This is a genomic window from Streptomyces sp. JLBG701, assembly GCF_058544905.1.
The window spans coordinates 2,068,675-2,085,455 of sequence record NZ_CM178588.1; the positions used below are offsets into that span (position 1 = coordinate 2,068,675).

Consider the following 16,781-nt stretch of genomic DNA (forward strand, 5'->3'; position numbering starts at 1 on the left):
GGCGGCGAAAGGCTGGAGCCGGCACAGAACGAGAACGAGCAAGAAGGAGTGGTCGGCATGACTGGCAGGGACGCTGAAGCCCGCGGTACCGCGACTGCTGTCCAGGTACGGGCCGAAGGCGAGGTCGGCGTGGAAGACCTCGCGTACGCCCATTCCAAGATCGACGCTGTCGTGAACCGGCCGGGGCTGCCGGCGATCACCGGCGAGGTGAGGATCGCCAAGGCGGCGGCCCATCACGCCGAGCACCCGTGGTCGGCCGTGGCCGACCTCCGAGTGGGCCGCACCGTCGTGGTCGTTCACGCGCAGGAGGCAACCAGCCAGGAGGTCACCGACCGGCTGCAGGACCGGCTGCGCCGTCAGGTGGAGCGAGCGGTCCACGGGGGCAACGCCGCCCACCGGCCGGTCACCCCGCCCTGGCGCGGCGGGCAACCGGCCGGAGACCCTGCGGGCCGCGACGCGGGACGGCCGGACACCCGCTCGGCGTGACCCGCCCGGGCAAGGATCCTTGCAGGGCCCGGACTGCGGCTCCGTCCGGGAGTACCCACCGCGAACTGGGCTGGGCAGACGCAAGCGCGCCGAACGGCGACTTCGGCCTCACCCACGCCGACGGCGCTCGGCGCGGCAGAGCGTACAGAACCGGACGGGTCCAGCCGAGCCGAGCCGTCACCGACCTCAGCCCCGGTGACGCTCCGCATCGCCGCCGCGCTCTGAGCGGCTGCCGCCGCCGTCTTGACCCGGGCACGGCAACTGTCGTACCCGGCTTGATGGTTGAACCTCTCGTCGCCCCACACTGTGGTGCGCCGGCCTTCCTGGCCTGCTGTGCGGCGGTTCCGTGCCCGGACCGAGCGCGGCCGAGGAGAGGGCGGTTCGGCCCGGGGACTCGGGACCGGTTGGCCCGTGCGCCATCGAGGCGGTGCGCGGGAGGCTGAAGAGGCATCGGGGGCCGGCTGCCCGGGACAGTCCAACGGAACAGCGGCGACCGGACCGGCCGCCCTCACCCGCGAGTTCCGGCCCCCGATGCCTACCCGCAGGAGCAGGACGCCCTGCATGGATCCGTCGGCCCGCAGGGGCCGTGCGCAGGGACACCGGTTGCGCTCCGCACGCACCAGTGGGAAGGGAACTGCCATGAAGACCTCCAAGGTCGGCGAGGTGATGACCGCCGAGGTCATCGGGGCGCGCCGTGAGACGCCGTTCAAGGACGTGGCACAGCTGCTGGCCCGGCACCGGATCAGCGGCCTGCCGGTGGTGGACGCCGACGACAAGGTCCTCGGCGTGATCTCCGAGACCGACCTGATACGCCGACAGGCGGCTCAGGCCGAACAGGAGCACCGGGGACGCCGCTTCCGGCTGCCGGCTCTGCGCCGGAAGGTGCGTATCGCGGCTGCCAAGGCCCGTGCCATGACCGCCGGGCAACTGATGTCGACGCCCGCGATCACCGTGCACCCGGAGCAGCCCGTCGCGGACGCCGCACGGGTCATGGAGCGCCACCAGATCGAACGGCTGCCGGTGGTGGATGAAGAGGACCGCCTGATCGGCATTGCCACGCGTCGCGATCTGCTGCGGGTCTTCCTGCGTACAGACGAGGAGATCCGCCAGGAGATCGTCGACGAGGTCCTGACCCGCGCCATGTGCCTGCCGCCCCACACCGTCATCGTCTCCGTCCACGACGGCATGGCCACGCTGGAGGGACGCCTGGAACGCCGCGGCGACATCCCGCTGGTGGTCCAGCTGACCTGGCGGGTGGACGGCGTCGTAGGCGTGATGAACAGCCTCACCTACCGCATCGACGACACCCACCCGCCCGAGAAACACCCCTCGCGCCGGATCGCCCACCACTGGCTCCCCGAGCGGTAGTCCCTGGCGCCGCTTCGGCGGCGTGCAGGGAGTAGGCAACCACGGCCGTAACGACGCCCCCTCGCCCGGCGATGCCCGCAACCCACCGCCGCCGCCCTGAACCCCAACCAGCCCAGCCCGCAGGAGCAGGGCGCATGATCGACTCCGCTGTCCCTCTCATCAATCCCCAACTGATCGACCTCGACCTGACGGCGGAGAGCAAGGACGCAGCCGCCCGCGCGCTCGCCGAGCGCCTGGCAGACCAGGGCCGGGTCACCGACCTCGACGGCTTCCTCGCCGACATCGCCGCCCGCGAGGAACAGCTGCCCACCGGCCTGGAGGGCGGGATCGGCATCCCGCACGCCCGCTCCGCCCACGTCACCCAGCCGAGCCTGGCCTTCGCGCGCAGCCCGCAGGCGTGGACTTCGGCGCCCTGGAGGATGTCAGAGCGGCCATCAACCGCCCCCGCGAACTGATCGACGAGACCCGCGGCAGGGCGGAGCGCGGCGCGATCACCGTCCCAGCTGCTCCCGGCCGTACTGCCAGGCGGCCTCGGTCAGGGAACACTTCACCTGGGGTCAGGTGGACAGCTGGGCCGCGCTGATGTTCCAGATCGGCGCCCCCGCCTTCGGCTTCCTGGTCCCGGTCCTGGCCGGGCACATCGCCTACGGCATGTCCGACCGACCCGGCCTCGCCCCCGGCGCCATCGCCCTCAAAGGTCGTCAATCTCCAAGTGATCGAGAACATCTCTGTACAGTCGCTCACCTTTCGCGCGCTCTTCGCCCACGCTCGGCATCGAGATCGCGAGCCAGTAACGCACTCCTCCGTCACTGACCACGATCATGTCCATTCGGTGGAAGACGGTGGTGACGTCGGCACCAGTGCGGTTCCGATAGCTGAACCCGAGGGCTGCAGCCGGCTTGGACTGCACAGTGGTCTCGTCAATGGTCACGTTGGTGACGTCCGTTTTCCGGCCACTGGCCCCCTCGCCTTCGCGGGTGAGACTGTCCTTGGTCGAGTTGGCCGTCGCCAGTGCAGTCTCCTGAACTCCCGTTTCCCGGTAGAACGCCACGCTGAAGGTCTTGTCAGGATCGTTGAAGGCGACACCATCTTTGATGACCTCCTGACTGTACGCATCGGGAGTACCGACCTTCACATGCAGCCCGTCAGGGGTGTGCCACGTCCAGCCATCGGGCAGTCCGCTTCCGGACGGAAGGCTCCACGCCAGCGTGAGTGCGATTACTGCGGCCATCGCCACGGCGGATGCGAGTACCTGATTGCGGCGCCGTGTCCACCATCGGGAGCTCGCGCGGCCCCTGCCGCCGTCACTGGCAGCGCCGCCCGGGAGTGGGAGTACCGCCGTTGGCGGCACTGGGGACGGCTTCGGCCGACCTTGTTCCAGGCCAGCCACTCTCTTCAGCCGCTCACGCACCTGGTCCACCGTCGGGCGGTCGGACGGCTCTTTCTTGAGCAGGTCCACGATCAGTTCGCTCAGTGGGCCTGTGCACTTCAGCGGAAGCAGCGGATCGTGCTTTACCGCGTCCAGTGTTCTTGTGGCGGAACCCCGGTTGAAGGGTTCCCAGCCCTCCACCGCGCGGAAGAGCAACACGCCCAGCGACCACAGGTCTGCTGGTGGACCCGGCTCTTGTCCCTTCGCTCGTTCCGGCGCGATGTAGTTGGGTGTGCCCACCAGGCCACCCGTCTGCGTCAGCCGGGTCTCGCCGTCCGTCCGGGCTATCCCGAAGTCCACCAAGACCACTCGACCGTTCGGCGTGATCAGCACGTTGTCCGGTTTCACGTCGCGGTGCAGAACGCTCTCCTGGTGCACGGCGGACAACGCCTCCAGCACAGGCAGGGCGATCTGCGCCGCACTCGTGGGATCCAGACTGCGGCCTCCATGTAACCGATCCATGAGGGACTGCCCAGGAACCCATTCCATGACGATCCAGGGCCGGCCATCCTCCATCACCACGTCGTGAATCTCCACGACTCCCGGATGGCGGATCCTGGCTGCAGCACGCGCCTCACGCTCAATCCGCTGGAATATTCTGGCCCGCTCGGCTTCGGGCAGGTGCTGCTCAAGCCGCGGCTCTTTGACGGCCACGTCGCGCTGGAGCCGTTCATCCGTCGCCTTCCAGACCGTCCCCATTCCGCCGTCCCCAAGCCGCATCCGCAGCCGGTAGCGGTTGTCCACCAGACGTCCCACGCCGTCATCTGATACGCGGGCGAGACCCTCCCCAGTCATGGCGACATGATGACGACAGTCGGACTGCATATACAGCCTTTGTCAGGAAGAATCATCAAAGCGCCCTAACTGGTTGCTGGTTGCTGGTTGCTGCAGCGCGGGGCAGACCTGGCTGACCCGGCACGCTCGACGTCGGCTGCCGACCGGCCCCGGCAACCCGGGGCCGGTCGGGCCCCGGCTGGGACCTTCGGCGCCTGGGTGGCAGCTCCCGTCCGAGAGACGGTGGTATTGGGAGCGGTACCGATCCCTCGCGGTGCCGCTTCCCACACCGCAAGTTGCCGGTCCACCCGCCATGACCTCGACGACGGAGGCGCAATCCCCATGACCAAACAGGACGCCCGAACCCGAACCGCCGCCCCTGGCGGCGCGCCGTCCGAGACCTCCATCGCGGTGGACCGACTGGTCACGAACGGGCTGAAGGCGCTCTCCGACTACGAGGTGCTGACGCAGGAGCAGGTCGACCACATCGTGAAGAAGGCCTCGGTCGCCGCCCTCGACCAGCACACCGCGCTGGCCCTGCTCGCGGTGGAGGAGACCGGGCGCGGCCTCTTCGAGGACAAGGCCGCCAAGAACATGTTCGCGTGCGAGCACGTCACGCACAGCATGGGCCCCATGAAGACCGTCGGTGTCATAGCCCGCGACGACATCGACGACGTGATCGAGATCGCCGAACCGGTCGGCGTCGTGTGCGCGGTCACGCCCGTCACCAACCCGACCTCCACCACGATCTTCAAGGCCCTCATGGCGCTGAAGACCCGCAACCCCGTCGTATTCGCCTTCCACCCCTCCGCCCAGCGGTGCAGCGCTCAGGCGGCCCGCATCGTGCGCGACGCGGCCGTCGCCGCCGGGGCGCCGGAGCACTGCGTGCAGTGGATCGAGACGCCGTCGATCGAGGCGACCGGCGCGCTGATGCACCACCCGGGGGTGTCGCTGATCCTGGCGACCGGCGGCAACGCGATGGTGAAGGCCGCGTACTCGGCCGGCAAGCCCGCGCTCGGCGTCGGCGCCGGCAACGTCCCCGCGTATGTACACAAGAGCGCCAAGCTGCGCCGCGCGGTCAACGACCTGGTGCTGTCCAAGTCCTTCGACAACGGCATGATCTGCGCCTCCGAACAGGCCGTCATCCTGGACACCGAGATCTACGACGCCGCCCTGGCCGAGTTCCGCACCCTGCACGCCCACCTCGCCACAGCCGAGGAGAAGGCCAGGCTGGAGGCGTTCCTCTTCCCCACCGGCCAGGCCGCCGGCGCGGGTTGCGAGCCCAAGGTCAACGCCGCGGCCGTGGGACAGAGCCCGGCGTGGATCGCCGAGCAGGCCGGCTTCAGCGTGCCCGAGGGCACCTCGCTCATCCTGGTCGAGGCCGAACGCGTGGGCCCGGACGAGCCGTTGACCCGCGAGAAGCTCTGCCCGGTCCTCGCCGTGCTGCGGGCCGGCTCCGCACAGCAGGGCTTCGACCTGGCCGCTGACATGGTCGCCTTCCACGGCCAGGGCCACACCGCCGTCATCCACACCGAGGACACGGCGCTGGCAGAGGCGTACGGCACCCGCATGAAGACGGTACGGGTCATCGTCAACGCGCCCTCCTCGCAGGGTGCCATCGGCGGTATCTACAACAGCCTGCTGCCGTCGCTGACCCTCGGCTGCGGCTCCTGGGGCAGCACGTCGGTGTCCAACAACGTCTCCGCCGCCCAGCTGCTGAACATCAAGCGGGTCACCACCCGCCACAACAACCTGCAGTGGTTCAAGGTCCCGCCGAAGATCTACTTCGAGCCGGGGTCCATCCGCTACCTCGCCTCCATGCCGGACGTCCACCGCGTCACCATCGTCACCGACGCGACCATGACCCGACTCGGCTTCGTCGACCGCATAGGCCGAGTCCTGCAACGCCGCCCCGAGCCCGTGACGCTGCAGATCATCGACAGCGTCGAGCCGGAGCCCAGCATCGACTCCGTCCAGCGCGGCGCCCGCCTCATGCGGGACTTCCGCCCGGACACGATCATCGCGCTCGGCGGCGGCTCGCCGATGGACGCGGCGAAGGTGATGTGGCTGCTGTACGAGCAGCAGGCCGCGGGCAAAGACCTCGACTTCGCCGACATGCGGCAGAAGTTCTCCGACATCCGCAAGCGCGCCTTCCGCTTCCCCGTCCTCGGCAAGCTCGCCCGCCTGGTGTGCATCCCCACCACCTCCGGGACCGGCGCCGAAGTCACCCCGTTCGCGGTCATCTCCGACCCCGCCACCGGCAAGAAGTACCCGCTGGCCGACTACGCGCTCACGCCCAGCGTGGCCATCGTCGACCCGCTGCTGACCGCCGACCTGCCCCCGGCGCTGGCCGCCGACAGCGGCTTCGACGCCCTCACCCACGCCATCGAGGCGTATGTGTCCGTGTACGCCAACGACTTCACCGACGGCCCCGCCCTGCACGCCATCCGGCTCATCTTCGACAACCTCGACGCCGCGGTGAACAACCGTGCGGACAGCGCCGAGGCGCGGGAGAAGATGCACAACGCCGGCACCATCGCGGGCATGGCCTTCGGCAACGCCTTCCTCGGCATCGTCCACGCCATGTCCCACACCCTCGGCGCCACCTTCCACATCGCCCACGGCCGCACCAACGCGATCCTGCTGCCGCACGTCATCCGCTACAACGGCACCGTCCCGACCAAGCTCACCGGCTGGCCCAAGTACGAGAACTACCGCGCCCCGGAACGTTTCCAGGACATCGCCCGCACGCTGGGCCTGCCCGCCACATCCCCGGTCGAGGGCGTCGAATCCCTCGCCACCGCGGTCGAACGGCTGCGGGACACCGTCGGCATCGAGCCATCCTTCCGGGCCCTCGACGTCAACGAGCGCGCCTTCCTCGACGCCCTGCCGCAGCAATCCCTCAACGCCTACGAGGACCAGTGCGCCCCCGCCAACCCGCGCATGCCCATGCTCGACGACATGCAGCAGCTCATGCGGGCGGCCTACTACGGACCGGTCGACATGCCTGGCGAGTAGGACCGGTCGGACGGCGGCATGGGCCGGACATCCCCAGCGAGGCGAGACCGAACCGATGCTCCTGATCGACCCACTGGGGCCCTGCCCACGACCCCGCCGCCCCACCCTGGCGGTACGACAAGCCGCCGAAGGGACAGCACGGGTGCCGTAACCGGAGGCATGAAGTGAGCGACGAGTCCGTACGGAAGTTGGTCATGGGAATCCACAACGGCCACGCGGCCTCCCCCGGGCCGCGCCGGAGCGTCGAGCTCGACAGCGCCGAAGCCCTGCGGCTGCTCGGCAGCGTGTCCCTGGGGAGGATCGTCTTCACCCGGCACGCACTGCCGACCGTCCGCCCGGTCAACCACCTGCTGGACGAGGGCGACATCGTCATCCGCACCCACGAGGGCGCGGCACTCACCTCGTACACCCGCAGGGCCGGCCTGCCCGGCGTCGTCGTCGCCTACGAAGCCGACGCCATCGACCCGGACACCCACCTCGGCTGGAGCGTCGTGGCCACCGGCTACGCCCACCTGGTGACCGACCCGCTGGAACTGGCCCGCTACCAGGCGCTGCTGCACCCCTGGGTGCAGCAGCAGACCATGGACTACACGGTCCGCATCCGCCCCGATCTGGTCACCGGCGTTCTACTCACCGACGTGGATCAGCCGGCCGACGTCTGAACCCCCGCTCCTGCCGACAGGTTCAAGCCTCAGCCGCGACGGACGGCATAGGCCAGGGCCTCGGCCCGGGTTGAGAGCCCGAGCTTGCCGAGGATGCTGCCGACGTGGTGTTCCACCGTGCGCTTGCTGATGTAGAGCCGCTGGGCGATCTGCTCGTTCGACAGCCCCTCGGCGACCAGCCGCAGCACCTCAGACTCCCGTTTGGTGAGTGTGCCGCCGATCCGGGGCCAGGCACGGCCCGGACTGCCGAGGTTGCGCAGCAGGCTCGCCGCCGCGTCGGCGTCCGGGGCCGCGGTCATTTGTTCGAATGCTGTCAGCGCGGCACGTGCCTCCGCACGGGCCACCTCCGGCTCGGTGGCGGCCACGGTGCGGGCTATCGCCAGTCGGGTCCTGGCCTCCTCCAGCGGCAGGCCGGCCGAGGCGAAGGCGGCGAGCGCCTGCTCCAGATGGCCCAGGGCGGTTGGTTCCCCGGCCGACGCGCAGGCGAGGCCCGCGGTGTACTCGGCCAGCGCCCGCATGTGCGGGCGCTGGGCCCGGTCCGCCATCATGCCAAGGCGGGCGCACACCGACCGGGCTTCCTCCAGCCGTCCCGCCGCCACCTCGATTTCGGCGAGGAGCGCGAGTACCGGGGCGTGCAGCACGTGTTCGCCCACCCGGTCCAGGAAGCGGCGCAGAAGCGTGGTGGCGACCTCGGTCTCGCCCCGGGCGAGGTGCAGGCGGGCCAGCGGCTGCACCGCGTAGGAGTCCCACTCGTAGCCCGCCAGCAGCTGCGCCGCCTCGTCCAGTCGGCCCTGCCGTACCCGCAGGTCGGCGAGGCGGACGACGGCGCCGGAACGCATCGCGGGGTACGCGCCGGTGTAGATCTGCGCGGACATGGTCAGCTGGATCTCCGCCTCCGTCCACCTCCCGGCGGCCGTGAGGATCCCGCCGTAGTACATGCGGCAGATCGCCGACACGGGAAGGTAGTTCGAGCGCCGGGCGAACGCCTCCGCGACCGCCATCCACTGCTGCGCGCGGCGCACGTCGAGGGCCAACTCGCAGCACAGCAGCATCTTGCAGTAGATCTCACCGACGGTCTGGCCGTCGCGCACCTCGCCGCTGCTGGCCGCGGTCACCGCCTCGTCGAGCCGGCGCATCCCCTCCGCGACCTGGCCCCGCATGACCATGCAGGTGCCCCGGGCGCCGAGCGCGTCGAAGGCCAGGTCGGTGTCGCCGAACCGCTCGGCGATCTCCATCGCCGTCCGGACGTGCCGCTCCTTCTGCTCCGGATCGTCGGTGGCCAGGGAGCGCGTCAGCTCCACCCAGCCGCGCTCCGGGCAGTCGCCGGCCTCCTCCAGCAGGGTCCCGGCCCGCTCCATCCAGCCGTTCGACGCGGCGAGGTTGCCGTGCACGGCGATGTAGAGGAAGGGGAGTTCGCGTCCGGCGATGCGGGCCGGCAGTCGGGTCTCACCCCGCGCCCGGAATCCGGTGAACGCCCGCTCGTACAGATCGATCGCAGCCTCGTAGTCGCCCAGCCAGTCCGTCGACCGCGCCAGCCCATACAGCGCGTCGGGCGTCTCCTCCTGCGCCAGGGCCTCGGCGAAGAACGACTGTGCCGCCGTCCAGTCCCCTCGCTCAAGCGCCGCTTGTCCTTCGGTGATCGATGCCTGCGCCACGGAGTCCCTCCGCCCTGTCCCGTTCCCCACAGCGTCGCACCCGGGATGCCCGCGCCGCCCCGGAGCACGCAACTTCGTGAGTCCGTGACGGAATAGGTGCGCGCACCCATGCTCGCGCCGTCCTCGCCACCCGATCCTGCTCTCAGTTCCACCGGTGTCAGAGGAATCAGCGAGAGGGGCACGGCGATGCACGACGTGATCATCGTGGGGGCCAGGTGCGCCGGCTCGGCGACCGGCATGCTGCTGGCCCGCGCGGGCCATCGTGTGCTCGTCGTCGACCGGGCGGGTTTCCCGAGCGACACCATGTCGACCCACTGGCTGCACGAGCCCGCCGTCGCGAAGCTGCGCGACTGGGGACTGCTGGACGCGATCGTGGCCTCGGGTTGCCCGCCGATCGACCGGATGCGGTTCGACGTCGGGGAGTTCGCGCTCGACGCTCCGCTGCTGCCGTTCGATGGCGTGCCCAGCCTGGCACCGCGACGGACCGTGCTCGACACGGTCCTCGTCGAGGCCGCGCGGGCGTCGGGCGCCGAAGTGCGCGAGGGGTTCCCCGTCCATGAGCTCGTCCGTGACGAGGACGGGCGGGTGACCGGGATCCGCGGTGGGCCCGGCTCGGCGACCGTGGAGCACGCCCGGATGGTGGTCGGCGCCGACGGCCTGCACTCGCTCGTCGCCCGTAGCGTGGACGCCCCGGCGTACCACGAGAGGCCGCGCGTGTCGTGCGGCTACTACGCCTACTGGAGCGGCTTGCCCACCTCGGGTGTCGAGGCGTACGACCGGCCGGGCGCCATGTGGGGCGCGATCCCCACCAACGACGGCCTGACCTGCGTCGTGCTCAACTGGCCGCACGGGCGCTTCCACGAGTTCCGGCGCGACATCGAGGGCAACTTCCTCGGCACGATCGCCGAGTTGGGCCCCTCCTTCGCCGAACGCCTGGCGGCGGCGCACCGCGAGACGCGATTCGTCGGGACCGCCGACCTCCCGGGCTACTACCGCAAGCCGTACGGGCCCGGCTGGGCGCTCGCGGGCGATGCCGGGTACCACAAGGACCCGATCACCGCCCAGGGCATCACCGATGCGTTCCGCGACGCGACGCTGCTCGCCGAGGCCATCGACGACGGCTTCTCCGGCCGCCGCGACCTGGACGAGGCGCTCGCCCGCTACGAACGCACACGCAACGAGGCAACGCTGTCGCTGTACGAGTTCACCTGCGAACTCGCCACCCTGGAACCCGCGCCGCAGCAGATGCAGGAGCTGTTCTGGGCACTGCGCGGCAATCCTGAGCAGACCAGCCGGTTCTTCGGCGTGATCGCCGCAACCGTGCCGGTCCAGGAGTTCTTCGCGCCGGAAAACGTCGAGAGGATCACCGGCCGCACCTGGTAAGAAGCGGCGGCCGCAGGGTGTCTCGGCGACGCCGTTCCCCTCACAGGAGCAAGACGGTGGCCGGCCGACGCGCCACGACCATCTCGACCGTTCACGACCTGTTTGCGGCACGTCCAGTGCCCGGTCGCGGTCGTGCCGTCCTGACGTGGCGCTTCTCACGGCTCTTGAAACCGGCCCTCGGCTGTCACAGGGCGGCGAATGAGACAGCCAGTGGCTCACGAGGCACGCCGGTCCGCCGCCGTCCGGGTCCCGGGGACGATCGGCCCTCGCGCCTGGGTCGTTCGGCCCCTGTGGAGCTGGAGCACGGCAGCGCACCGTGAGAGGCATGAGAGCGCGCACGCGGATCGCCGTCGTCGGCGTCGGCAACGAGTTCCGGCGCGACGACGGCGTGGGCTGGGCCGTGGTCGCCCGGCTGCGCGAGCGGGCCGACGAGCGGCCGCTGCCGCCGGACACCGTGCTCGCCACCTGCGACGGCGACCCCGGCCGACTGATCGGACTGTGGGAGGGCGTCTCGCTGGCCGTGGTCGTGGACGCCGCCCACGCCCACCCGGGAACCCCCGGGCGCGTGCACCGCCTCGAACTCGACGCCGGGCACTTCGCCCATCCACAGTCCACCAGCTCGCACGGGCTGGGCCTCGGCGAGGCGGTCGAACTCGCCGGGGTGCTGGGGCTCATGCCGGACCGCCTCGTCGTGTACGCCGTGGAAGGCGCCGACGGTTCGTTCGGCACCGGGCTCTCCCCCGCCGTCGCGGACGCCGTGGATCCGCTCGCCGACGCCGTCGAGGACGAGATCGTGGCAGCCAGGGGGCGGGCATGACCGTGCGGCACTTCCACGTGGAGGGAATCGTCCAGGGCGTCGGCTTCCGCCCGTTCGTCTACCGCACCGCGGCCGCGCTCGGCCTGGACGGCTGGGTGGCCAACGTCAACGGCCACGTGGAGGGCGAGGTCGCCGGACCGCCCCGCGCGATCGAGGAGTTCGCGGCGCGTCTGCGGGACGCCGCGCCGGCCCTCGCCCGGGTGCGCCGCGTGCTGCTGACCCAGAGCCCGCGGCAGCAGGCGTACGACCCCGGTTTCCGCGTGCGCCACAGCGCACCCGGTCACGCCGGCCCGCGCGAGATCCCGCCCGACGCGGCGATCTGCGCCGCCTGCCTGCGCGAACTGCGCGACCCCCGCGACCGGCGCCACCGCTACCCGTTCATCAACTGCACCGACTGCGGACCGCGCGCCACGATCATCGAGGACCTGCCCTACGACCGGGACCGCACGACGATGCGCCGGTTCCCCCTGTGCGCGAACTGCGCGGCGGAGTACGGCGATCCCGCCGACCGGCGCTTCCACGCCGAACCCGTCGCCTGCCCCGTCTGCGGGCCGCGACTGGCCTGGGAGGAGCTTCGTGGCGAGGAGGCACTGCGGGCGGCGGTCAAGGCCGTCGAAGCGGGCGGGATCGTGGCACTGAAGGGGCTCGGCGGCTATCAGCTGGTGTGCGACGCGGGCGATCCGCGGGCCGTGGCGGAGCTGCGGCGGCGCAAGCACCGTCCGGCGAAACCGTTCGCCGTGATGGTCCGGGACGTGGAGTCGGCGGCCCGGCTTGCCCGGATCGGCGCCGCGGAACTGCGGGCCCTGACGTCTCCGGAGCGTCCCGTGGTGCTGCTCGCCCGAAGCCGGTGGCGCGGCACTCCTCCACTGGCGCGCGAGGTGCATCCCGGCCTGAGCCGCGTCGGCCTGTTCCTGCCCACGACCGGCCTGCACCACCTCCTCCTCGACGAACTCGCCCGGCCCCTTGTGGTCACCAGCGGCAACCTCACCGACGAGCCCATCGCCCTCGACGACGCCGAGGCCCGCCGTACCCTGGCCGGTGTCGCGGACGGCTTCCTCACGCACGACCGGCCGATCCGCTCCCGCTACGACGACTCGGTGGTGCAGTTCACCGGGCGGACCCGGGTCACCGTCCGCCGGGCCCGCGGCCTGGCCCCGGCGCCGTTGCCGCTCGACGTGCGGGGGCCGGTCGCCGGGGTGGGCGCCCAGCTGAAGCACACATTCACGCTGGCCGCCGACGGCCGCGCCCACCTCGGCCCGCACACCGGCGACCTGGCCGATCTGGCGACGTTCGAGGCGTTCCGGGCGTCGTACGACCACCTCAAGGTGCTCACCGGCATCGAGCCGCAGGTCCTCGCCCATGATCTGCACCCCGACTACCTGTCCACGCAGTGGGCGCTGGCGCAGCCGCTGCGCCGTATCGCGGTGCAGCACCACCACGCGCACGTGGCCGCCTGCGCGGCCGAGCACGGCGTACGGGGCCCGTTCCTCGGCGTTGCCTACGACGGGCTCGGGCTGGGCGACGACGGCACCCTGTGGGGCGGCGAGATCCTCGTCGCCACGATGAGCGGCTACCGTCGCGTGGGCAGGTTCGCGACCGCGCCCCTGCCCGGCGGCGACGCGGCGGTACGCCATCCCTCCCGCACGGCCCTCGGCCATCTGTTCGGCGGCGAACCGCTGGGCTCCCCGCGCCCCTACCCGTGGCTCACCCGGGCCTTCACCGACCGGCTGGACCCCGCCGAGGTCGCCGCCGTGCGCGCCATGATCGCCCGGGACGTCAACTGCCCGCGCGCGTCCAGCGCCGGACGGCTCTTCGACACCGTCGCCTCGCTGCTGGGCCTCGCCGACCGGGTCAGCTACGAGGGCGAGGCGGCGGTGCTGCTCGAAGCGGCGGCGGGCGACGAGCACGCCGTACCACTCGCCCACCGCGTCGTGCGGGTGCGGGGCCTGTGGGTGTACGACCCCGCGCCGACCCTGGCCGACCTGCTGGCGCGGCAGCTGGGCGGCGAGCCGGTGGCCCGGCTGGCCGCGGCCTTCCACCTCACGCTCGCGATCGTCACCGCGGACCTCGCCGCGCGGGCCGTGGCCGAGGGCGCGCCGCGCACGGTGTGCCTCGGCGGCGGCTGCTTCGTCAACCGCAGGCTGCTCACCGAGGTCAAGCGCCGGCTGCACGCGCAGGGGCTGCGAGTACTGGTCGGCGGTCAGGTCCCGGTCGGGGACGGCGGCATCAGCTACGGCCAGGCGGCGGTCGCCGCCGCCCGGCTCGCCGAGGAGGAGTGAACGCGTATGTGTCTGGGCATCCCGGGCCGGGTCCTGGAGATCCACGACGACGCCGGACTGCGCATGGCCACCGTCGACTTCGGCGGCATACGGCGCGAGGCCTGCCTCAGCTGCACGCCCGAGGCGGACATCGGCTCGTACGTCATCGTGCACGTCGGCTTCGCGATCACGCTGGTCGACGAGGCGGAAGCGCACAGGACGCTCGACGTGCTGCGGGCGATGGCGGACGCGGTCGAGGGCGAACTGGGCGAGCCTCTGCCGTGACGCTCGGCTTGGAGGGCCGGCCCAGCGCCGTTCCGGTGCAGGCCGACTTTTGGACCGCGGGTCGCAGGGGGCTGAGCGCGCAGTTCCCCGCGCCCCTGACGGGGCGCCGTAGTCCCGGCGCCTCCAAAGGACCCGGTCGGCCCGTCAACAGGGCCGGTCAGCCCCTGCCGTACGTGCCAACCGGAGTCGGAAGCTGACGGTGGAGGAGAACGGAGCCACCTCGGACCAGGAGGACCGTCATGACCGCCACCGCAGCCCCGGCCGTGCTCGACCAGGACGGGCTGGACGCCCTCGTCGCGACGCTGGTGGCGCGGGGACGGACCGTCGTCGGGCCGACCGTGCGCGACGGGGCGATCGTGCTGGCCGAGCTGACGTCGGCGGCCGAGCTCCCCTACGGCTGGGGTGTCGAACTGGACGCCGGACGCTACCGGCTCGTCCCTCGCGAGGACGGGGCCGCCTTCGCGCACAGCGCGGGTCCGCAGTCCTGGAAGTCCTACCTGCACCCGTCGCGGGAGCGGCTGTGGAGCGCCGACCGCACGCCGGAGGGAACCGGTCCCGTCTTCACCGCGCACGAGCCCGAGGCGCCCTCGTACGCCTTCCTCGGCGTCCGGCCCTGCGACCTGCGGGCCATCGCGATCCAGGATCGCGTGCTGACCGGCGGGCGGTACGAGGACACCGGCTACGGGAAGCGCCGGTCCAAGGCGCTACTGATCGCCGCCGAGTGCACCGAGCCCGGTGCGACCTGCTTCTGCGTCTCCACCGGCGGCGGGCCCGCGGCCGACCCCGGCTACGACCTCGCGCTGACCGAGGTGGTGGACGAAGGCGGGCACCGCTTCCTCGTCCGCGTCGGCAGCGAGGAGGGCGCCGAGCTGCTGGACCAGGTACCCCACCGCGCCGGTGACACGGTCACGGAGGACACCGCCCACGCCTCGGTGGCCGCCGCCCGCGACCGCATGGGGCGAGCGCTCCCCCCGGTCGGCCTGCGTGCGCTGCTCGGCGCGAGCCTGGAGGCCGAGCGCTGGGACGACGTCGCCGCCCGCTGTCTGACCTGCGGCAACTGCACGATGGTGTGCCCCACCTGCTTCTGCACGACCACCGAGGAGGTCACCGACCTCACCGGTGACCACACCGAGCGCTGGCAGCGCTGGGACTCCTGCTTCGACCTGGACTTCTCGTATCTGCACGAGGGCTCGGTCCGCGCTTCGGGGCGTGCCCGCTACCGGCAGTGGCTCACCCACAAACTGTCCACCTGGCACGACCAGTTCGGCAGCTCCGGGTGCGTCGGCTGCGGGCGGTGCATCGCCTGGTGCCCGGCCGGCATCGACATAACGGAGGAAGTCGCCGCGCTGCACGCCGAATTCGAGACGGAGACGGAGCGATGACTCCCTCGATCACCCTCAGCCTGACGCACGCTCTGCCGCCCGAGCACCGGGACCGGCTCCTGCGCGTCGGCCGCGAGGTCCACCTCCACCAGGACGCCCGGCTCTTCGAGGAGGGTGCACGCGCCGACCGCTTCTGGATCGTCCGCGACGGCACGGTCGCCCTCGACATGCACGTCCCCGGCCATCGCACGCCGGTGATCGAGACCGTCGGCGAGGGTGATCTCGTGGGCTGCTCCTGGCTGTTCGAGCCGTATGCGTGGCAGCTGGGCGCCGTGGCGATGACCCCGCTGTGGGCACACGAGTTCGATGCCGTCGCCGTCCGCCGGATGTGCGACGACGATGCCGAGTTCGGCAGGGCGATCGGACGCTGGGTCGGCCGCGTGCTGTCCCATCGGCTCAACGCCGCCCGCGCCCGGCTGGTCGACCTGTACGGCGCATCCACGAGCGGCGGTGTGCGATGACCGCTGTTCCGGTCCCCTACCTCGTGGTCGACCGCCGGCGGGAGACCGAGGAGTCGGTCACGCTGCGGCTCGACCCGGTCGCCGATTCGCTGGAAGACTTCGCGCCGGGGCAGTTCGCGATGGTGCACTGCTTCGGTCGCGGTGAGATCCCGCTGTCGGTGAGTTCGGTCCAGTCCACGGGCGGCCTGGCCCACACCATCCGCAGCGTGGGCGCGGTCTCCGACGGCCTGTGCGCGGCCCGGGTCGGTGATGTCCTCGGCCTGCGCGGCCCGTACGGCACGAGCTGGGGGCTCGAGCAGGCCCGCGGGCACGACGTGCTGGTGGTGGCCGGGGGTATCGGGTACGCCCCGGTGAGGCCGCTGATCCTGAGCGCGCTGGCCGAACGGGAGGCGTACGGCCGGCTCAGCGTGCTCATCGGGGCGCGCACTCCGGGCGAGCTGATCGGCCGGATGGAGACGGAGAGCTGGCCGACGGCGTACACCGGGGTGACGGTCGACTGGCCCGACACGACCTGGCGCGGGGATGTCGGCGTGGTCACCCAGCTCCTCGGCCGGGCGCCCTTCGAGCCGGCCGACACCTGGGCCTTCGTCTGCGGCCCCGAGCCGATGATCCGCGCCACCGCCCGAGAGCTCGCTCAGCGCGGTGTCCGGGGGGACCGGATCCGGGTCTCGCTGGAGCGGAACATGCGCTGCGCGACCGGACACTGCGGGCACTGCCAGCTCGGTCCACTGCTGGTGTGCCGGGACGGACCGGTCGTCGGCTGGGACCAGGCCGAACCCCTGCTGTCCGTAAGGGAGTTGTGA

The 16,781-nt window shown here is 71.6% G+C and carries 13 protein-coding genes and 1 pseudogene; 12 read left to right on the plus strand and 2 right to left on the minus strand.

All coding sequences use genetic code 11. The annotated features are described in order from the left end of the window. Positions 1-57 precede the first annotated feature (57 nt). The 3 genes and pseudogenes from AC5DRG_RS09480 to AC5DRG_RS09490 all read left to right on the plus strand — a co-directional run. Complete coding sequence (locus AC5DRG_RS09480; RefSeq protein WP_491809553.1) at positions 58-486, plus strand: hypothetical protein; 429 nt, start codon at positions 58-60, stop codon at positions 484-486. Positions 487-1,125: 639 nt separating this feature from the next. Continuing rightward, on the plus strand, positions 1,126-1,854 hold the full coding sequence (locus tag AC5DRG_RS09485; RefSeq protein WP_491809554.1) for a CBS domain-containing protein: 729 nt from the start codon (positions 1,126-1,128) through the stop codon (positions 1,852-1,854). A gap of 134 nt (positions 1,855-1,988) precedes the next feature. Then, positions 1,989-2,266 (plus strand): annotated as a pseudogene (locus tag AC5DRG_RS09490) (PTS sugar transporter subunit IIA); the annotation flags it as partial. Between the two features lie 279 nt (positions 2,267-2,545). On the opposite strand, the gene AC5DRG_RS09495 reads toward AC5DRG_RS09490, so the two are convergent. Beyond that, entirely contained in the window at positions 2,546-4,039 is a 1,494-nt protein-coding gene (locus AC5DRG_RS09495; RefSeq protein WP_491809555.1) for a serine/threonine-protein kinase, read from the minus strand. Positions 4,040-4,399: 360 nt separating this feature from the next. Between AC5DRG_RS09495 and adhE the strand changes: the two genes are divergently transcribed. Then, positions 4,400-7,075 carry a bifunctional acetaldehyde-CoA/alcohol dehydrogenase gene (adhE, locus tag AC5DRG_RS09500; protein ID WP_491809556.1) on the plus strand — a complete coding sequence of 892 codons (2,676 nt, stop codon included), beginning with the start codon at positions 4,400-4,402 and terminating at the stop codon, positions 7,073-7,075. A gap of 194 nt (positions 7,076-7,269) precedes the next feature. Next, positions 7,270-7,737, plus strand: a complete 468-nt coding sequence (locus AC5DRG_RS09505) for a pyridoxamine 5'-phosphate oxidase family protein (RefSeq protein ID WP_491813003.1) — start codon at positions 7,270-7,272, stop codon at positions 7,735-7,737. A gap of 29 nt (positions 7,738-7,766) precedes the next feature. Here the strand turns inward: AC5DRG_RS09505 and AC5DRG_RS09510 are convergent, their stop codons facing one another. Beyond that, complete coding sequence (locus AC5DRG_RS09510; RefSeq protein ID WP_491809557.1) at positions 7,767-9,392, minus strand: LuxR C-terminal-related transcriptional regulator; 1,626 nt, start codon at positions 9,390-9,392, stop codon at positions 7,767-7,769. A gap of 186 nt (positions 9,393-9,578) precedes the next feature. Between AC5DRG_RS09510 and AC5DRG_RS09515 the strand changes: the two genes are divergently transcribed. The 7 genes from AC5DRG_RS09515 (at position 9,579) to AC5DRG_RS09545 (ending at position 16,781) form a co-directional block, all read left to right on the plus strand. Then, positions 9,579-10,775: an NAD(P)/FAD-dependent oxidoreductase gene (locus tag AC5DRG_RS09515; protein ID WP_491809558.1), complete on the plus strand. Its 1,197-nt coding sequence runs from the start codon at positions 9,579-9,581 to the stop codon at positions 10,773-10,775. A 325-nt stretch (positions 10,776-11,100) separates the two neighbouring features. Next, positions 11,101-11,592, plus strand: coding sequence for a hydrogenase maturation protease (locus tag AC5DRG_RS09520; protein WP_491809559.1), 492 nt, complete (start codon positions 11,101-11,103; stop codon positions 11,590-11,592). After that, complete coding sequence (gene hypF, locus AC5DRG_RS09525) at positions 11,589-13,871, plus strand: carbamoyltransferase HypF (protein WP_491809560.1); 2,283 nt, start codon at positions 11,589-11,591, stop codon at positions 13,869-13,871. The genes AC5DRG_RS09520 and hypF overlap by 4 nt, the downstream gene beginning before the upstream one ends. 6 nt (positions 13,872-13,877) lie before the next feature. Continuing rightward, entirely contained in the window at positions 13,878-14,135 is a 258-nt protein-coding gene (locus AC5DRG_RS09530; protein ID WP_491809561.1) for a HypC/HybG/HupF family hydrogenase formation chaperone, read from the plus strand. A gap of 239 nt (positions 14,136-14,374) precedes the next feature. Next, positions 14,375-15,517, plus strand: coding sequence for a 4Fe-4S dicluster domain-containing protein (locus AC5DRG_RS09535; RefSeq protein WP_491809562.1), 1,143 nt, complete (start codon positions 14,375-14,377; stop codon positions 15,515-15,517). Continuing rightward, entirely contained in the window at positions 15,514-15,978 is a 465-nt protein-coding gene (locus AC5DRG_RS09540) for a Crp/Fnr family transcriptional regulator (protein WP_491809563.1), read from the plus strand. Before AC5DRG_RS09535 ends, AC5DRG_RS09540 begins: the two co-directional genes overlap by 4 nt. Continuing rightward, positions 15,975-16,781 (plus strand): FAD/NAD(P)-binding protein, encoded by an 807-nt coding sequence (locus tag AC5DRG_RS09545; protein WP_491809564.1) that lies wholly within the window; start codon positions 15,975-15,977, stop codon positions 16,779-16,781. Before AC5DRG_RS09540 ends, AC5DRG_RS09545 begins: the two co-directional genes overlap by 4 nt.